Source organism: Mycobacterium colombiense, assembly GCF_003284935.1.
In the GTDB taxonomy this organism is placed as follows: domain Bacteria; phylum Actinomycetota; class Actinomycetes; order Mycobacteriales; family Mycobacteriaceae; genus Mycobacterium; species Mycobacterium arosiense_A.
Genome location: NZ_QMEV01000056.1, coordinates 14,450 through 29,863, shown reverse-complemented (window position 1 = coordinate 29,863; position 15,414 = coordinate 14,450). Strand labels below are relative to the sequence as shown.

Sequence of the window (15,414 nt, the reverse complement as noted above, 5' to 3'; positions counted from 1 at the left end):
AGTCGCCACCTGCCCCGCCACCCTCGGAGGCGTCGCCGATGACGGCGAGCTCGCCGCCCACCTCGACGGTGTCGTCCTCCTGGGCGACGATCTTGGTCAGCACACCCGCGGCCGGCGACGGGATCTCGGTGTCGACCTTGTCGGTCGACACCTCGACGAGCGGTTCGTCGAGCTCGACCGTGTCGCCTTCCTGCTTGAGCCAGCGGGTGACCGTCCCCTCGGTGACGCTCTCACCGAGTGCCGGCATCTGGACGGAGAAGGCCATCGTTTCTGACTCCTCGATCGCTCGTGGGTCGGGGCGGGTCGATCAGCGCGCTTGCGGAAGGCGAAGTCGCAATCCAAAACTATCCTGTCACTGCGCCCTCGCCGGCACGCATCCAGGGCAGATACGCCGCGTCGGGCGGGTGACACCGATCACGCTTGCTACGGTGTGGCCACTGCAGCCAGAGCGGGGAGGTCTCGATGCCGCCAACACCACAACTACCGCAGCATTTCGTCGACAGCGCCGACGGCACCCGCATCGCGGTCTACGAAGAGGGCAATCCCGACGGCCCCACCGTCGTGCTGGTGCACGGCTTCCCGGACTCCCACGTGCTGTGGGACGGGGTCGTCCCGCTGCTGGCCGAGCGGTTCCGGATCATCCGCTACGACAACCGCGGCGTCGGCATGTCCGCGGCCCCCAAGCCGGTGTCGGCGTACCGCATGGACCGCTTCGCCGACGACTTCGCCGCGGTGACCGCTGAGCTGAGCCCGGGCCGGGCCGTGCACGTGCTGGCCCACGACTGGGGCTCGGTGGGGGTGTGGCACTACCTGAAACGTCCGGGCGCCAGCGACCGGGTCGCCACGTTCACGTCGGTGTCCGGACCCGCTCAGGACCAACTGGTCGACTACATCTTCAGCGGGCTGCGGGCGCCCTGGAAGCCGCGCACCTTCGTCCGGGCGATCAGCCAGGCCCTGCGGCTGAGCTACATGATCTTCTTCTCGATACCGGTGCTGGCGCCGCTGTTGCTGCGGCTGACGCTGTCGGTCCCGGCGCTGCGCCGCAACGCCGTCGACAACATCCCCGTCGAACAGATCCACCATTCCGACAAACTGGCCTCCGACGCCGCCCGGTCGGTGAAAACCTATCCCGCCAACTACTTTCGGTCCTTCTCCGGTCGCAAGCAGGGCGTCGCGGTCATCGACGTGCCGGTGCAGCTCATCGTCAACACCAAAGACAAATACGTGCGGCCCTACGGCTACGACCACACCCCGCGCTTCGTGCCGCGGCTGTGGCGCCGCGACATCCAGGCCGGTCACTTCTCGCCGATGTCGCACCCGCAGGTGATGGCGGCGGCGGTGCACGAGTTCACCGACCAGGCCGAGGGCAAGCAGCCCAGCCGCGCGCTGCTGCGCGCGCAGGTGGGGCGGCCCCGCGGGTCGTTCGGCGACACCCTGGTGTCGGTCACCGGTGCCGGCAGCGGCATCGGCCGCGAGACCGCGTTCGCCTTCGCGCGCGAAGGCGCCGAGCTGGTCATCAGCGACATCGACGAGGCGGCCGTCAAGGCCACCGCGGCCGAGATCGCCACCCGCGGCGGGGTCGCGCACGCCTACGTGCTCGACGTGTCGGACGCGCAGGCGGTGGAGTCGTTCGCCGAGCGGGTCAGCAGCGAGCACGGGGTCCCGGACATCGTCGTCAACAACGCCGGCATCGGGCACGCGGGCGGCTTCTTAGACACCCCGGCCGAGCAGTTCGACCGGGTGCTTGACGTCAATCTGGGCGGTGTGGTCAACGGGTGCCGGGCGTTCGCGCGGCGGATGGTGGAGCGCGGCACCGGCGGGTACATCGTCAACGTGTCGTCGATGGCGGCCTACGCGCCGCTGCAGTCGCTGAGCGCCTACTGCACCTCGAAGGCGGCGACCTACATGTTCTCCGACTGCCTGCGCGCCGAACTCGACGCCGCCGGGGTGGGGCTGACCACCATCTGCCCGGGCGTCATCGACACCAACATCATCAACACCACGAGGTTCGATGCGCCCGCCGGCAAGCAGGCCGACGCGGTCGACGGCCGCCGCGGCCAGCTGGGCAAGATGTTCGCGCTGCGACGCTACGGCCCCGACAAGGTCGCCAACGCGATCCTGTCGTCGGTCCAGAAGAAGAAGCCCATCCGTCCGGTGGCGCCGGAAGCCTATGCGCTGTACGGGCTTTCGCGTGTCGCGCCGCAGGGGCTGCGCAACGCCGCACGGATCCGGGTGATTTGAGGCGCTAAGCGCCCGTCGCCGCCCCACGGCGTCCGGTCAGCAACGTCGCCCCGATCGCGATGATCCCCAGCACGGCCAGCGGGATCGCCCATGCGCGCCGGCCGCCCACCGAGGACTGGCACTGCGCGACATAGTCCGGGGAGTGCGGGACGAAGGAGCCCACGACGGGGATGTTGGCACCGGTCTGATTATTGGTTTGCTGCATCGCATTGCGGGCGCTCTGCGTGTTGGCCACCAGCGCGTTGCCGCACCCGATCGAATTGCCGTTGCCGTCGGTGATGGACACCGGCACCAACAGCCCGATCACACCGGCTATCAGCAGTACCGCGCCCAGCGCGAGGACTATCCGTCGCACCGTCATGGTCTCGCCTTTCCTCGTGGGGATTTCGACCGCTGGGAGATTAACCGCAGTGCTGCGCCGGTAAACCCGGCGTTGACGCCGAATAACCCGTCGATTGCCGGGTATCCGCCCGCGGTAACTCAGGACATGAAGGGGTGTGCACGTGATCACTGCAACGCGGGAGGTGCCCGAGTCGTGTGAGCGGGTGTGGGAGGTGCTCGCCCAGGGCTGGACCTACACCCAGTGGGTGGTGGGCAACAGCCGGATGCGGGCCGTCGATCCCAACTGGCCGGAACCCGGCTCCTCGATCCGGCACTCGATCGGGATCTGGCCGTTGGTGATCAACGACGCGACCATCGTGGAGGAGAGCGAACCCCCGCACAAGCTGGTGCTGCGCGCCCGGCTGGGCCCGCTGGGTGCAGCGCGAATCACCATGCTGCTGCACGAAATTCCGCAGGGGTGCCGCATCGAGATGATCGAAGTGCCGGTGGAGGGGCCGATGGGGGCCGTCCCCGATTCCCTCGCGCTGGCCGCGGCGTACCCGCGCAACAAGGAGTGCCTGTGGCGGCTGGCGGCGCTGGCGGAGCGCCTGGAGCCGAGCCAGGTGAAGTGACCGTGCGCGACACCGTCGACGCCGTCGTGATCGGGGCGGGGCACCACGGGCTGGTCGCGGCGTCGATGCTGGCCGACGCGGGCTGGGATGTGCTGGTGTTGGAAGCCCAGCCCGAGCCGGGTGGCGCGGTGCGCAGCGCCGAGCTGACACCGGGCTACATCACCGACTTGTTCAGCTCCTACTATCCGATGACGGTGGCGTCTCCGGCGATGGCGGCGCTGCAGTTGGAGGATCACGGGCTGCGGTGGTCGCATGCGCCGACGGTGGTCGGCCACCCGCGCAGCGCCGCCGACGACGACCCGCCCATCGTGTATCGCGATCCCGCCCGCACGGCAGCGGAATTCGCGCGGCGCACGCACGCCGACGGCGACAACTGGTGGCGGCTGGTGGAGCTGTGGAACAAGATCAAGGCGCCACTGCTCGACGCCATGCTGGCGCCCTTCCCGCCGGTGCGGCCGTTGCTGGGGTTGCTGCGCAAACTCGGCACGCCCGAGGCGGTCCGGGTCGCGCGGCTGCTGGTGCAACCGGCCAACGCCATGGCCGCTACGCTGTTCGACGGTGAGGCGCCACGAGTGTTGTTGCTGGGCAACGCAATGCACGCCGACGTCCCCCCGGACGCGCCGATCAGCGGTGCCATGGGCTTCCTGATGACGATGCTGGCGCAGGATCACGGCTGGCCGGTGCCGGTCGGCGGATCGGGGCAACTCACCGCGGCGCTGGTCAATCGCGCCCGCTCGGCCGGTGCGCGAATCGAATGTCACCAGAACGTGTCTCGCATCGACGTGCGCGGCGGCCGGGCCGTGGGAGTGACCACCGCGGAGGGACGGACGGTGACCGCGCGCCGCGCGGTGGTGGCCGACGTGACGGCGCCGCGATTGTTCTGCGACATGCTGCCCGCGGACGCGGTGCCGGCAGCGTTGCGCCGCGACCTGCAACACTACGAGTGGGATCCGCCGGTGGTGAAGGTGAATTATGCGCTGGCAACCCCGATCCCGTGGCGGGCGAAAAACCTGCGGTCGGTGGGCACCGTGCACTTGGGCGCCGACGGGGACGGGCTGGTCCGCTGGATGGCCGACCTGAACACCCGCGTGATTCCCGAGCATCCGTTCATGTTGCTGGGCCAGACCACCACGGCGGACCCCAGCAGATCGCCCGCCGGCACCGAAAGTGTTTGGGCCTACACGCATCTGCCGCGCAACGTGTCCGACGACGCCTCGGCGGACCGCCTGGCCGCGGCGGTGGACCGGGTCATCGAAGAGCATGCACCGGGGTTCGGCTCGGCGGTGATCGACCGGTTCGTGCAACGGCCGTCGGATCTCGAGGCCAGCGACGCCAACTTGCACCTCGGGGCGCTCAACGGCGGAACCGCCCAGCTGCAGCAGATGCTGGTGTTCCGCCCGGCGCCGGGCATGGGCCGGGCCGAAACACCCATCGAGCGGCTCTATTTGGGCAGCGCGTCGGCGACGCCGGGCGGCTCGGTGCACGGCGCGTGCGGGCGCAACGCGGCCAACGCCGCGCTGGCCGCCGACGGCGCGACCGGCTGGCCGCGCCGCAAGCTGGGGCGCGCCGTGATCACAAGGCTGACCCGCTAGCCGTTTTCGGCGATGTCCTCCAGGACGGCGAACATGGTCCGCGTCGGCACGCCGGTGGAGCCCTTTGGCGAGTAGCCCCACGGGCTGCCGGTGTTGTAGGCGGGCCCGGCCACATCGATGTGCGCCCAGCTCACGCCGTCGGCGACGAACTCGCGCAGGAACACCCCCGCCACCAGCATGCCGGCGAAGCGTTGCCCGCTGATGTTGGACAGGTCGGCCACCGTGGACTTCAGGTCTTCCTTGAGCTCGTCGGGCAGCGGCATCGGCCAGCCGTTCTCGCCCACGCGCTGAGAGATCGCCGCGACGCGGTCGCGGAATTCGTCGCTGCCCATCACCCCGGGGATGCGGGCGCCCAGCGCGACCGTCTGCGCGCCGGTCAGCGTAGACGTCTCAATCAGGTAATCCGGGTTGTCCTCGCACGCCCGCACGATGGCGTCGGCCAGGATGAGCCGGCCCTCGGCGTCGGTGTTCTGCACCTCGACCGTGATTCCGCCGTATTGCGTCAGCACGTCGCCCGGGCGCTGCGCGGTGGCCGAGGGCATGTTCTCGGCCATCGGCACGGTGGCGATCACGTCGATCGGAAGTCGCAACTGCGCGGCCAGCGCGACGGTCGCGATCACCGCGGCGGCACCGCCCATGTCCGAGGTCATGTGGTGCATCCCCGCGGCGGGCTTGATCGAGATGCCGCCGGTGTCGAACGTGACGCCCTTGCCGACCAGCGCGACCTTCTTGGCCTGCTTGGAACGCTTGGCCAGCTTGGAACCGCGGTGGATCAGGCGCACCAGCCGGGGCGGGCGCGATGAGCCCTGTCCCACACCGATGATGCCGCCGTAGCCGCCCTTCTGCAGCGTCTTGTCGTCGAGCACCTCCACCTCGAGACCGACGGATCCACCCAAAGCCCTTGCGCGCTTGGCGAATTCGGCCGGAAAGAGGTGGCTGGGCGGGGTGTTGACGAAGTCGCGGGCGGTGGCGACGGCGGTCGCGACGGCGGCGCCGTGCGCGGCGTCGTTCTTGGCGTCCTTGGCGGTGGCCAGCACCGTGATCTTGCCCAGCCCTTGGTCTTTGGGCGCCGTCTTGGCGCTGCGGAACTCGGTGAACCGGTAGCTGCCCAGGATCAGGCCCTCGACGGCGGCCGCGGCGATGCCCTCGCCGGGCAGCTCGGCCAGCGTGGTGAGCACCGACTCGGTCTTGCCGAGCGAACGCGCGGCGACCCCGGCGGCGCGGCGGATGGTGTCGGCCGGCCACTCGGACCGCGGTTTGCCCAGGCCGACCGTCAGCACGCTGGACACCGGCAGCGATCCCACCACCAGCCGGTGCACCTGCTCGGCGGCGCCGGTGGCCTCCAGCGCCCGCAGGCCCGACTCGATCTCGGCCACCGCGTCGGAGGACAGGAACGGCTCGGCGGCCGCGACGGCCGCGCCCGGCTTGTCGTCCTCGCCGGTCGAGACGACGGGCACGATCAGCACGGTCGACGCGGCGGCGCGCCGTGGCAGCGAGGAGGCGACACTTACAGCGGGGGAGGCGTAACCGGGTTCTGTGCTCATCCGCATCACCCTAACGGTCCATCCGTCGCCGCTGATTAGGGTGAAGAGTCGTGAGCGATGCAGCCGACCTTGTGCACGGACCCCTGGAAGCGCGTCACCGGAGCTTGGGCGCCAGTTTCGCCGAGTTCGGCGGCTGGCTGATGCCGGTGTCCTATGCCGGCACCGTCAGCGAACACAACGCGACACGCAACGCGGTCGGCCTGTTCGACGTCAGCCACCTGGGCAAGGCGTCGGTCCGCGGGCCGGGGGCCGCGCAGTTCGTCAACTCCGCGCTGACCAACGACCTGGGCCGCATCGGTCCGGGCAAGGCGCAATACACGTTGTGCTGCACCGAATCCGGCGGCGTCATCGACGACCTGATCGCCTACTACGTCGACGACGACGAGATCTTCCTGGTGCCCAACGCCGCCAACACGGCCGCGGTGGTCGAGGCGCTGCAGGCCGCCGCAGGGGCCGGGCTGACCATTACCAACGAGCACCGGTCCTTCGCGGTGCTGGCCGTGCAGGGGCCGCGGTCGGCCGACGTGCTCGGCCGGCTGGGCCTGCCCACCGACATGGATTACATGGCCTATGCCGACACGTCGTTCTCCGGCGTGCCGGTGCGGGTCTGCCGCACCGGCTACACCGGCGAACACGGCTACGAGCTGCTGCCCCCGTGGGACTCCGCGGGTGTGGTGTTCGACGCCCTGGCCGAGGCGGTCAGCGCGGCCGGCGGTGAGCCGGCCGGCCTGGGCGCCCGGGACACCCTGCGCACCGAGATGGGCTATCCGCTGCACGGTCACGAACTGGCGCTGGACATCTCCCCGCTGCAGGCCCGCTGCGGGTGGGCGATCGGCTGGAAGAAGGACGCGTTCTTCGGCCGCGAGGCCCTGCTGGCCGAGAAGGAGGCGGGCCCGCGCCGGCTGCTGCGCGGGCTGCGGATGGTGGGCCGCGGCGTGCTGCGCGCCGGGCTGACGGTGCTCGCGGGCGACACCCCGGTGGGGGTCACCACGTCGGGCACGTTCTCGCCGACGCTGCAGGCCGGCATCGCGCTGGCGCTGATCGACACCGACGCCGGCGTCGAGGACGGTCAACAGATCACCGTCGACGTCCGGGGTCGTGCCGCCGCATGCGAGGTGGTGCGCCCGCCCTTCGTCGCGGTGAAAACGCGCTAGCGGCGCCGCGTGCGCGGGCGAAATCCGATTCGGTAGGCGGATATACAATCGGCGAATGACCAGTGGCTCCCTCGAGTTCACGGTTTCGCGCTCGGCAACTCCGGCGACCGATGCCGAACGCGAAACCATCCTGGCCGAGCCGGGTTTCGGCAAGTACTTCACCGATCACATGGTGTCGATCGACTACGACGAGACCGGCGACGGTTGGCACGACGCGCGCGTCATCCCCTACGGCCCCATCGAGCTGGACCCGTCGGCGATCGTGCTGCACTACGCGCAGGAGATCTTCGAGGGGCTCAAGGCGTACCGGTGGGCGGACGGCTCGATCGTGTCGTTTCGCGCCGAGGCCAACGCCGCGCGGTTGCGGTCCTCGGCCCGGCGGCTGGCCATCCCGGAACTGTCCGAAGAGCTGTTCATGGAGTCGCTGCGCCAGCTGATCGCGGTCGACAGCGCCTGGGTTCCGGCGGCCGGGGGCGAGGAGGCGCTGTATCTGCGCCCGTTCGTCATCGCCACCGAACCGGGGCTGGGGGTGCGCCCGTCCAAGCGTTACCGCTACCTGCTGATCGCGTCGCCGGCCGGCGCCTATTTCAAGGGCGGCATCAGCCCGGTCACCGTCTGGGTGTCGACAGAGTACGTGCGGGCCAGCCCCGGCGGCACCGGCGCGGCCAAGTTCGGCGGCAACTACGCCGCGTCGCTCTCGGCCCAGGCCGAGGCCTCGGCCAACAACTGCGACCAGGTGGTGTGGCTGGACGCGGTCGAACGACGCTTCATCGAAGAGATGGGCGGGATGAACCTGTTTTTCGTGTTCGGCAGCGGCGGATCGGCCCGGCTGGTCACCCCGGAGCTGTCCGGCTCGCTGCTGCCCGGGATCACACGAGATTCCTTGCTGCAGTTGGCTATTGACGCAGGGTTCTCCGTCGAGGAACGCAAGATCGATATCGACGAGTGGCAGAAGAAGGCCGCCGCCGGCGAGATCACCGAGGTGTTCGCCTGCGGCACCGCCGCGGTCATCACCCCGGTCTCGCACGTGAAGTACGGCGATGCCGAGTTCACCATCGCCGACGGCCAACCCGGCGAGGTGACCATGGCGCTGCGCGACACGCTGACCGGGATCCAGCGTGGCACCTTCGCCGACACCCACGGCTGGATGGCCCGGCTCGGCTAGCTGCTCGCGCTCAGAACCGCACCAGGCCAGCGAGCACCACGGCGCTCACCGTCGTGGTCAGCTCGATCGCCGCGCCCAGCACGTCACCGGTGATGCCGCCGAATCGGCGCACGCAGTGCCGCACCAGGATCGCCCCGCAGCCCAGCCCCGCCGACACCGCCACCGGGCCCTGCCAGGGCCGCGTCCCGGCCAGCAGCGAAACGGCGAGCAGCACCGCGACCCAGGCCGCCACGACCGCAGTCGGCTGGCTGGCGGCGACGCGGATGCCCAGGGCGCTGCCCTCGGCCGCGGGCACCGACCGGTGCCCGGCCAGCACCGCGGTCACCCGTCCCGCGAACACGGCGACGGCGATACCCGCCACGCCGGGGAACACCCGGCCGGTGGCCCCCAAGGCCGAATACGCCAGGGCCTGCAGCATGAGCACGACGACGACGGCGGCGACGCCGAACGGGCCGGTCGATCCCTCGCGCATCACCGCCAGGGCCCGTTGCGGCGGCCCGTAGCAGCCCAGGCCGTCGGCCGTGTCGGCGACGCCGTCGACGTGCAGGCCACGCGTGACCAGCAGCAGCACCGCGACCGCGAGCAGGCCGGGCAGCGCCCCGGACGGCCCGAACACGTGCACGCCGCCCCAGGTCACGGCCGCGGCCAGGGCCCCCAGCACGGCGCCCACCACCGGCAGCGCGGTCATGGCGGCGCGGCCCATCGGCGCGTGCCCGCCGCCCGGCACGGGTAGCACCGTCCCGAACGCGAAAGCCGTTGCGAGCGAACGGATCACGGCGCAGGAGCGGCCGGGGCGGGGCCCTCGACGCGGTCGGACACCCCGGCCTGGGTGAAGGTGGCCATCGACGACAGGGCGGCCACCGCGGCGCGCAGCACCGGAACCGCGAGGGCGGCGCCGGTTCCCTCGCCCAGCCGCATCCGCAGGTCGAGGATCGGCTCGAGATCCAGCGCCGTCAGCGCGAGCGCATGCGCGGGCTCGGTGGACCGGTGACCGGCCTGCCACCACAGCCGGGCGCCCGGCGCCAGGTGCTCGGCAACCAGCGCGGCCTCCGTCACCGCCATGCCGTAGAGCAGCAGTGGGGTGCGCCGGACCGCGGCCTGCGCGCAAAAGCCCGCAAGCGCCGCCAGGTCGGCGCCGCCGGCGCAGCGCAGCAGCGCGACCGGATCGGGCAACACCTGCCGCGCGCGAAACAGGGCGTCGCGCACCGCGGCCGTCTTGCGCGCCCACCCGGCGCCGTCGATCCCGGTGCCGAAACCCACCGCCGCAACCGGCTCGGCGTTCGTCAAGGCCGCCACTAAAACCGTTGCGGCCGTGGTGTTTCCGATGCCCATATCGCCGGCGATCAGCAGGTCGGCGCCGGCGTCGACCTCCTCGTCGGCGATGGCCGCGCCCGCCGCGAGCGCCCTGGAGGTCTCGTCGTCGCTCAACGCGTCCTGCACCCTGATGTCGCCGCTGGCGCGGCGCACCTTGTGGGCGCCGATCCGTTCGGTCAGCGGGTCGGCGTCGACGGCCAGGTCCGCGGCCCGGACCGTCGCCCCGGCGACGTCCGCCAGGGCGTTGATCGCGGCGCCGCCGGCGTCGAAGTTGGCGACCATCTGCGCCGTCACCTCCGGCGGGTAGGCCGACACCCCCGAGTGGGCGACACCGTGGTCACCGGCGAACACCACCACCCGGGCACGCTCGAATTGCCTTGGGGGGCAATGCCCCTGACACGACGCGACCCACACCGACAGGTCCTCGAGCCGGCCCAGCGCCCCGCGGGGCTTGGTCAGGGTGTCCTGGCGGGCACGGGCCGCGGCGGCGGCGTCCAGATCGGGCGGTGAGATGGCGGCGAACTGCATCAGACCCCCAAGGGTTTGATCGGGACCGGCTGGCCGGCCACCACCAACACCACCCGGTCGCACAATGCGGCCAGGCGCTGGTTGAGGCCGCCGAGCTCGTCGGCGAACCGGCGTCCGGCGGCGGTGGCGGGCACGACCGTCAGCCCGACCTCCGGGCTGACCAGCACCAGTGGGGAGGCGAACTCACCGACGGCGGCCAGCACGTCATCGACGGCGGCCGCCACCGAGCCGCCGTCCCAGGCGTTGTTGCGGTCCAGCGCGCCGGTCAGCCAGGTGCCGAGATCGTCGATGAGCGTCGGGGCGTCGGGGGACTGGCGCAATTGCGTTGCGATGTCGCCGGTTTCGATCGTCGACCAGTGCGCGGGCCGGCAGGCGCGGTGCCGGGCGATCCGCTGCGCCCAGGCCGCGTCGTCGTGTCCGGCCGGCCCGGGCGCCAGGTAATGAACCGCCTGCCCGGCCGGCAACCCGTCGGTGATGGCTTCCTCCGCCCACTGCGACTTGCCTGACCTGATCCCGCCGAGCACCAGCGTGCGCACCGGTGTCAGCCGGCCTTCCGGCGAGCTTTAATCGACACTGGCGCCGTGCTTGACCTGGGGCCGGGGCGCCCGCAGCCGGCGCATCTGAGACGCTCGGCCGGCGGCGTAAAGGCCTAGCTTCCAACGGCTTTCGGTGTTGTTGGGGAACTTCACGTCGACCAGCCTGCTGACCTTGCGGCCCAGGATCAGCCCGTCGACGCTCATCACGGCCATCAGCACCAGCATCGCCGGCGACACCCACAGCTGCAGCTGGGGGACGCCGAACATGACGAACATCAGGAACAGCGTCGACGGCATGAACAGACCCAGCAGGTTGCGCCGCGAATCCACCACGTCGCGGACGTAGCGGCGGATGGGGCCCTGGTCGCGGGGCAGCAGGTAACCCTCTTCGCCGGCCATCATCTTTGCCCGGCGTTCCGACATGCCGGCGCGGCCGGCGGCCTTGGCGGCCCGGCGCTCCTCGCGGCTGAGCTTGGGGCCGGCCAGCGATTTGCGGCGGGCCCGCGCCTCGGCGGCGGTCATGGGTGCGGGCGCGACCGGACCCTTGCGCCCACTGCGCCGCGCTTCGTTGCGCTTGGGCGTGGGGCGCCCTTTGGGGCCCGTCCGCTGCGCCTCGCGGGTCGCGTCGCCCGAGGCGCCAGCAACGCCGGCGACGGCCGCGGCGGCCGCGTTTTCGTCGAGGTCGGTGTCCTGGCCTTTCTTACGGCCCAACAGCTTCACAGTGGCCAGGTTACTTCGCGCGCGACTCGCGCCGGAATTCGCCTGGAATGCCTTGCTATTAGACCTGCGTTAGTGGCGCACTTGGCCCTACTCTTACACGTGATGAACGGCTGCCTTTGATGGACGACGGGTCGATGGCCTCGGATGATGATGGTCCCGGCCTGGCCCCTGGCCGCCTGCAGTTGCCCGCGATGCAAGTTCTGGTCGCCCCGGACTGCTACGCCGACAGCATGTCGGCGCTGGAGGCTTCCGCCGCCATCGCGACCGGCTGGACCCGGTCGCGTCCCGGGGACCGGTTCATCGTCGCCCCCCAATCCGACGGCGGCCCCGGCTTCGTCGAGGTGCTCGCCACCCGGCTGGGGCAGACGCGGCGCCTGAGGGTCTCGGGACCGCTGAAAGCCATGGTCGAAGCCAATTGGGTGTTCGACAGCGAGTCGGCCACCGCCTACCTGGAGTGCGCCCAGGCCTGCGGTCTGGCTCTGATTGGCGGACCACCCACCCCGGAGACCGCGATGGCCGCCCACAGCAAAGGCGTGGGCCAGCTGATCGCCGAGGCGCTGCGGGTGGGGGCGACGCGGATCGTGGTGGGTTTGGGCGGCAGCGCCTGCACCGACGGCGGGCAGGGCATGATCGCCGAACTCGGCGGCCTGGACACCGCCCGCCGGCAGCTGGGCAACGTCGAGCTGATCGCCGCCTCCGACACCGAATATCCGCTGCTGGGCCCGTGGGGGGCGGCCCGGGTGTTCGGGCCGCAGAAGGGCGCCGACACGGCCACCGTCGCCGCGCTGGAGGTTCGCCTGCAGGCGTGGGCGCTGATCCTGGAAGCGGTGGCCGGGCGCGATGTGAGCGCCGAGCCGGGCGCGGCGGCCGCCGGCGGCATCGGCGCCGGGCTGCTGGCGCTCGGCGGCCGCTGTCAGTCCGGGGCGGCCATCATCGCCGAGCACACCCGGTTGTCCGACGACCTGGACACCGCGGAGCTGATCGTGACCGGCGAGGGCCGGTTCGACGAGCAGTCCCTGCACGGCAAGGTGGTGGGATTTCTGGCCGACGCGGCTCGGCCGCGGGGGATCCCGGTGGTCGTGCTGGCCGGCCAGGTCGACCTGGACAACGCGACGGTGCGTTCGTCGGGCATCATGGCCGCGTTATCCATCGCCGAGCACGCCGGATCGGTGCGGTTGGCGCAGGCCGACGCCGCCAACCAGCTCATGGGTCTGGCGTCGGTTGTGGCGGCGCGACTCGGGAATAGCGGTCCGTCAAGGTACCGTTGAAGAAGTGGACTTTCGCGCGGTCCGGATCGCCCGGCGTGAGCCGGCGATATCGGGCCTGATCGGACCCACCCAACGATGAGGCATGTAGGAGAAGCAATGACGGTGCAAAACGAGTCGAACGCCACGACGACCCACGGCGTGATCCTGACCGAGGCCGCCGCCACCAAGGCAAAGTCCCTGCTGGACCAGGAGGGCCGCGACGACCTGGCGCTGCGCATCGCCGTGCAGCCGGGTGGGTGCGCCGGCCTGCGCTACAACCTCTTCTTCGACGACCGGACGCTGGACGGCGACCTGACCGCGGAGTTCGGGGGTGTGACGCTGACGGTGGACCGGATGAGCGCGCCCTACGTCGAAGGCGCGTCCATCGACTTCGTCGACACCATCGAGAAGCAGGGCTTCACCATCGACAACCCCAACGCCACCGGCTCGTGCGCCTGCGGCGACTCGTTCAACTGATCGATTGATCCCGCCGAATCCATCAGCCGGGCTGTCCCGGCTGGCGGATCGCGCTTAGTACGAGCCGCCGGTGCGCAGGACGTACGAGCAGACCATGATCTGACCGCGCTGGAACAGCAGCTGCGCGATGCCCTGCACCTGCCCGTGCATCGGGCCCCCGCTCACCGGCGTGACCTTCATCGTGAACAACGCCTGAGCCTGGTACTGCGACAGGTAGACGATCTTGTCGATCGAGGTCAGCTCGACCGCGGAGAACTGCTTGCGGAACGCGTCGCTGCTGAGCTTGGCCAGCGCCTGGTCGGAGCGCTTGTCCTGCACGCCGTCGTACAGGCCGCACAGCGCGTTGCGGGCGATCTCGTCGATGTCGCGGTGCTCGAGCGCGTCGAGATAGCCCTGGATGGCCGTCTTCGCCGCGCCCTCGGAGAACGTGGCGCCGGTGGTGGCCCCGTTGGTGCGGACCCCGTACACGATGGCCACCGTCAACACCGCGACGAGCGCGATGGCCAGCAGGATGCCCACGACGAGCCGCCGCTTGGAGCGTTGCGGCGGGTAGGGCACCGGCGCCGGTTGCCCGGCATAATCGGCCTGCGGAGCTGCGGCGAAGCCGGGGCCACCGGTGTGGGGGTCGTCGGGGAACTCGAGTGGCTCGGATTCGCCTGGGGGCTGGTGTCCGCCCGGTCCGCCGCTGCCGCCGCCGACGGTGTGGTTCGGCGAGTGCGGACCTGCCATCGTGGTTCTCCTACGGTGGTAGACGGGACTGCAATCGGGTTGCGGCCCGAGCATGTGATCCCGGCGACTTGAGTGAGTTCCCTAGGGAGGCTAGCGCACGACCTCACGCCCCCCGTGCACACAGCGACGGTCGAGACGCGTGCGTAAGCTAGATAACCTTACTAACGAAGGATGGAGTTTTCGTGACGATCGCGGTGACAGGTTCGATTGCGACCGACAACCTGATGCGTTTCCCCGGCAAGTTCTCCGAGCACCTGCTGGCCGAGCACCTGCAAAAGGTGTCCCTGAGTTTTCTGGTCGACGACCTGGTGATTCACCGCGGCGGCGTGGCCGGCAACATCGCGTTCGCCATCGGCGTGCTGGGCGGTGACGTGGCGCTGGTCGGCGCGGCCGGCGACGACTTCGACGACTACCGCCAGTGGCTGCAGTCCCACGGCGTCAATTGCGAGAACGTGCTGATCTCGCAGACCGCGAAGACCGCCCGGTTCACCTGCACCACCGACGAGGACATGGCCCAGATCGCGTCGTTCTACCCGGGGGCCATGTCGGAGGCGCGCAACATCAAGCTCGCCGACGTCGTGTCGTCGGTGGGCCGCCCGGACCTGGTCATCGTGGGGGCCAACGACCCCGACGCGATGGTGGTGCACACCGAGGAGTGCCGCGAGCTCGGCCTGCCGTTCGCCGCCGACCCCTCGCAGCAGCTGCCCCGCCTGTCCGGCGCCGAGATCGACAAGCTCGTCGACGGGGCGGCCTACCTGTTCACCAACGACTACGAGTGGGAGCTGCTGCTCTCCAAGACCGGCTGGTCCGAGGCCGACGTGCAGGAGAAGGTCGAGCTGCGGGTGACCACGCTGGGCGCCAAGGGCGTCGACATCGTCGAGCGCGACGGGACCACCACCCACGTCGGTGTGGTGCCCGAGACCAGCCAGACCGATCCCACCGGCGTCGGCGACGCGTTCCGGGCCGGGTTCCTCACCGGTCGCAGCGCCGGGCTCAACCTCGAGCGTTCGGCTCAGCTGGGCTCGCTGGTCGCCGTGCTGGTGCTGGAGTCCACCGGAACCCAGGAGTGGACGTGGGACGCGGCCGTGGCCAAGACCCGGCTGGCCGACGCCTACGGCGACGAGGCGGCCAACGAGATCGCCGCGGTGCTCGCCTAAGCCTCGCGGGCCAGTGCTAGAGCCTGCGCCTCGGGCCTCGGCCTCGGGCTCGGGCAT

Annotated in this window: 16 protein-coding genes; 8 read left to right on the top strand and 8 right to left on the bottom strand. The window is 70.7% G+C overall.

Annotated elements, in window-relative coordinates:
• A partial coding sequence (locus tag DQP57_RS20455) for a biotin/lipoyl-containing protein (protein ID WP_346427300.1) occupies window positions 1–265 on the bottom strand: 265 nt, incomplete at its 3' end.
• A 197-nt stretch (window positions 266–462) separates the two neighbouring features.
• Here DQP57_RS20455 and DQP57_RS20450 point away from each other — a divergent pair.
• Complete coding sequence (locus tag DQP57_RS20450) at window positions 463–2,241, top strand: SDR family oxidoreductase (RefSeq protein WP_112634527.1); 1,779 nt, start codon at window positions 463–465, stop codon at window positions 2,239–2,241.
• Between the two features lie 4 nt (window positions 2,242–2,245).
• Here DQP57_RS20450 and DQP57_RS20445 read toward each other — a convergent pair whose 3' ends face one another.
• Entirely contained in the window at window positions 2,246–2,602 is a 357-nt protein-coding gene (locus tag DQP57_RS20445; RefSeq protein WP_112634526.1) for an aminopeptidase, read from the bottom strand.
• Window positions 2,603–2,744: 142 nt separating this feature from the next.
• Here DQP57_RS20445 and DQP57_RS20440 point away from each other — a divergent pair, with 142 nt between their 5' ends.
• Window positions 2,745–3,194 carry an SRPBCC family protein gene (locus DQP57_RS20440; protein ID WP_112634532.1) on the top strand — a complete coding sequence of 150 codons (450 nt, stop codon included), beginning with the start codon at window positions 2,745–2,747 and terminating at the stop codon, window positions 3,192–3,194.
• Window positions 3,191–4,786 carry a phytoene desaturase family protein gene (locus DQP57_RS20435; protein ID WP_112634525.1) on the top strand — a complete coding sequence of 532 codons (1,596 nt, stop codon included), beginning with the start codon at window positions 3,191–3,193 and terminating at the stop codon, window positions 4,784–4,786. Before DQP57_RS20440 ends, DQP57_RS20435 begins: the two co-directional genes overlap by 4 nt.
• Here DQP57_RS20435 and DQP57_RS20430 read toward each other — a convergent pair.
• Window positions 4,783–6,330 carry a leucyl aminopeptidase gene (locus DQP57_RS20430; RefSeq protein WP_112634524.1) on the bottom strand — a complete coding sequence of 516 codons (1,548 nt, stop codon included), beginning with the start codon at window positions 6,328–6,330 and terminating at the stop codon, window positions 4,783–4,785. The genes DQP57_RS20435 and DQP57_RS20430 overlap by 4 nt on opposite strands.
• Before the next feature lie 50 nt (window positions 6,331–6,380).
• Here DQP57_RS20430 and gcvT point away from each other — a divergent pair, with 50 nt between their 5' ends.
• Window positions 6,381–7,484 (top strand): glycine cleavage system aminomethyltransferase GcvT, encoded by a 1,104-nt coding sequence (gcvT, locus tag DQP57_RS20425; RefSeq protein WP_112634523.1) that lies wholly within the window; start codon window positions 6,381–6,383, stop codon window positions 7,482–7,484.
• 55 nt (window positions 7,485–7,539) lie between these two features.
• A complete protein-coding gene (locus DQP57_RS20420; RefSeq protein WP_112634522.1) occupies window positions 7,540–8,649 on the top strand; it encodes a branched-chain amino acid aminotransferase in 1,110 nt (369 codons plus the stop codon).
• 10 nt (window positions 8,650–8,659) lie between these two features.
• On the opposite strand, the gene DQP57_RS20415 is transcribed toward DQP57_RS20420, so the two are convergent.
• Genes DQP57_RS20415 through DQP57_RS20400 form a run of 4 tightly spaced genes read right to left on the bottom strand, consistent with a single transcriptional unit; the run spans window position 8,660 to window position 11,747 of the window.
• Entirely contained in the window at window positions 8,660–9,424 is a 765-nt protein-coding gene (locus tag DQP57_RS20415) for an adenosylcobinamide-GDP ribazoletransferase (protein ID WP_112634521.1), read from the bottom strand.
• The gene (gene cobT, locus DQP57_RS20410; protein WP_430919826.1) at window positions 9,421–10,491 is read right to left on the bottom strand and encodes a nicotinate-nucleotide--dimethylbenzimidazole phosphoribosyltransferase; all 1,071 of its coding nucleotides are present in this window, start codon (window positions 10,489–10,491) and stop codon (window positions 9,421–9,423) included. The genes DQP57_RS20415 and cobT overlap by 4 nt, the downstream gene beginning before the upstream one ends.
• Window positions 10,491–11,027, bottom strand: coding sequence for a bifunctional adenosylcobinamide kinase/adenosylcobinamide-phosphate guanylyltransferase (locus DQP57_RS20405; RefSeq protein ID WP_112634520.1), 537 nt, complete (start codon window positions 11,025–11,027; stop codon window positions 10,491–10,493). The genes cobT and DQP57_RS20405 overlap by 1 nt, the downstream gene beginning before the upstream one ends.
• 27 nt (window positions 11,028–11,054) lie before the next feature.
• Window positions 11,055–11,747: a DUF3043 domain-containing protein gene (locus tag DQP57_RS20400; RefSeq protein ID WP_112634519.1), complete on the bottom strand. Its 693-nt coding sequence runs from the start codon at window positions 11,745–11,747 to the stop codon at window positions 11,055–11,057.
• A 191-nt stretch (window positions 11,748–11,938) separates the two neighbouring features.
• Between DQP57_RS20400 and DQP57_RS20395 the strand changes: the two genes are divergently transcribed.
• Entirely contained in the window at window positions 11,939–13,015 is a 1,077-nt protein-coding gene (locus DQP57_RS20395) for a glycerate kinase family protein (RefSeq protein WP_112634530.1), read from the top strand.
• A 96-nt stretch (window positions 13,016–13,111) separates the two neighbouring features.
• On the top strand, window positions 13,112–13,471 hold the full coding sequence (locus DQP57_RS20390) for a HesB/IscA family protein (protein ID WP_066871643.1): 360 nt from the start codon (window positions 13,112–13,114) through the stop codon (window positions 13,469–13,471).
• 54 nt (window positions 13,472–13,525) lie between these two features.
• Here DQP57_RS20390 and DQP57_RS20385 read toward each other — a convergent pair whose 3' ends face one another.
• The gene (locus DQP57_RS20385; RefSeq protein ID WP_112634518.1) at window positions 13,526–14,200 is read right to left on the bottom strand and encodes a hypothetical protein; all 675 of its coding nucleotides are present in this window, start codon (window positions 14,198–14,200) and stop codon (window positions 13,526–13,528) included.
• A 182-nt stretch (window positions 14,201–14,382) separates the two neighbouring features.
• On the opposite strand from DQP57_RS20385, the gene DQP57_RS20380 reads away from it, so the two are divergent.
• Window positions 14,383–15,357 carry a carbohydrate kinase family protein gene (locus tag DQP57_RS20380; protein ID WP_112634517.1) on the top strand — a complete coding sequence of 325 codons (975 nt, stop codon included), beginning with the start codon at window positions 14,383–14,385 and terminating at the stop codon, window positions 15,355–15,357.
• Window positions 15,358–15,414 lie beyond the last annotated feature (57 nt).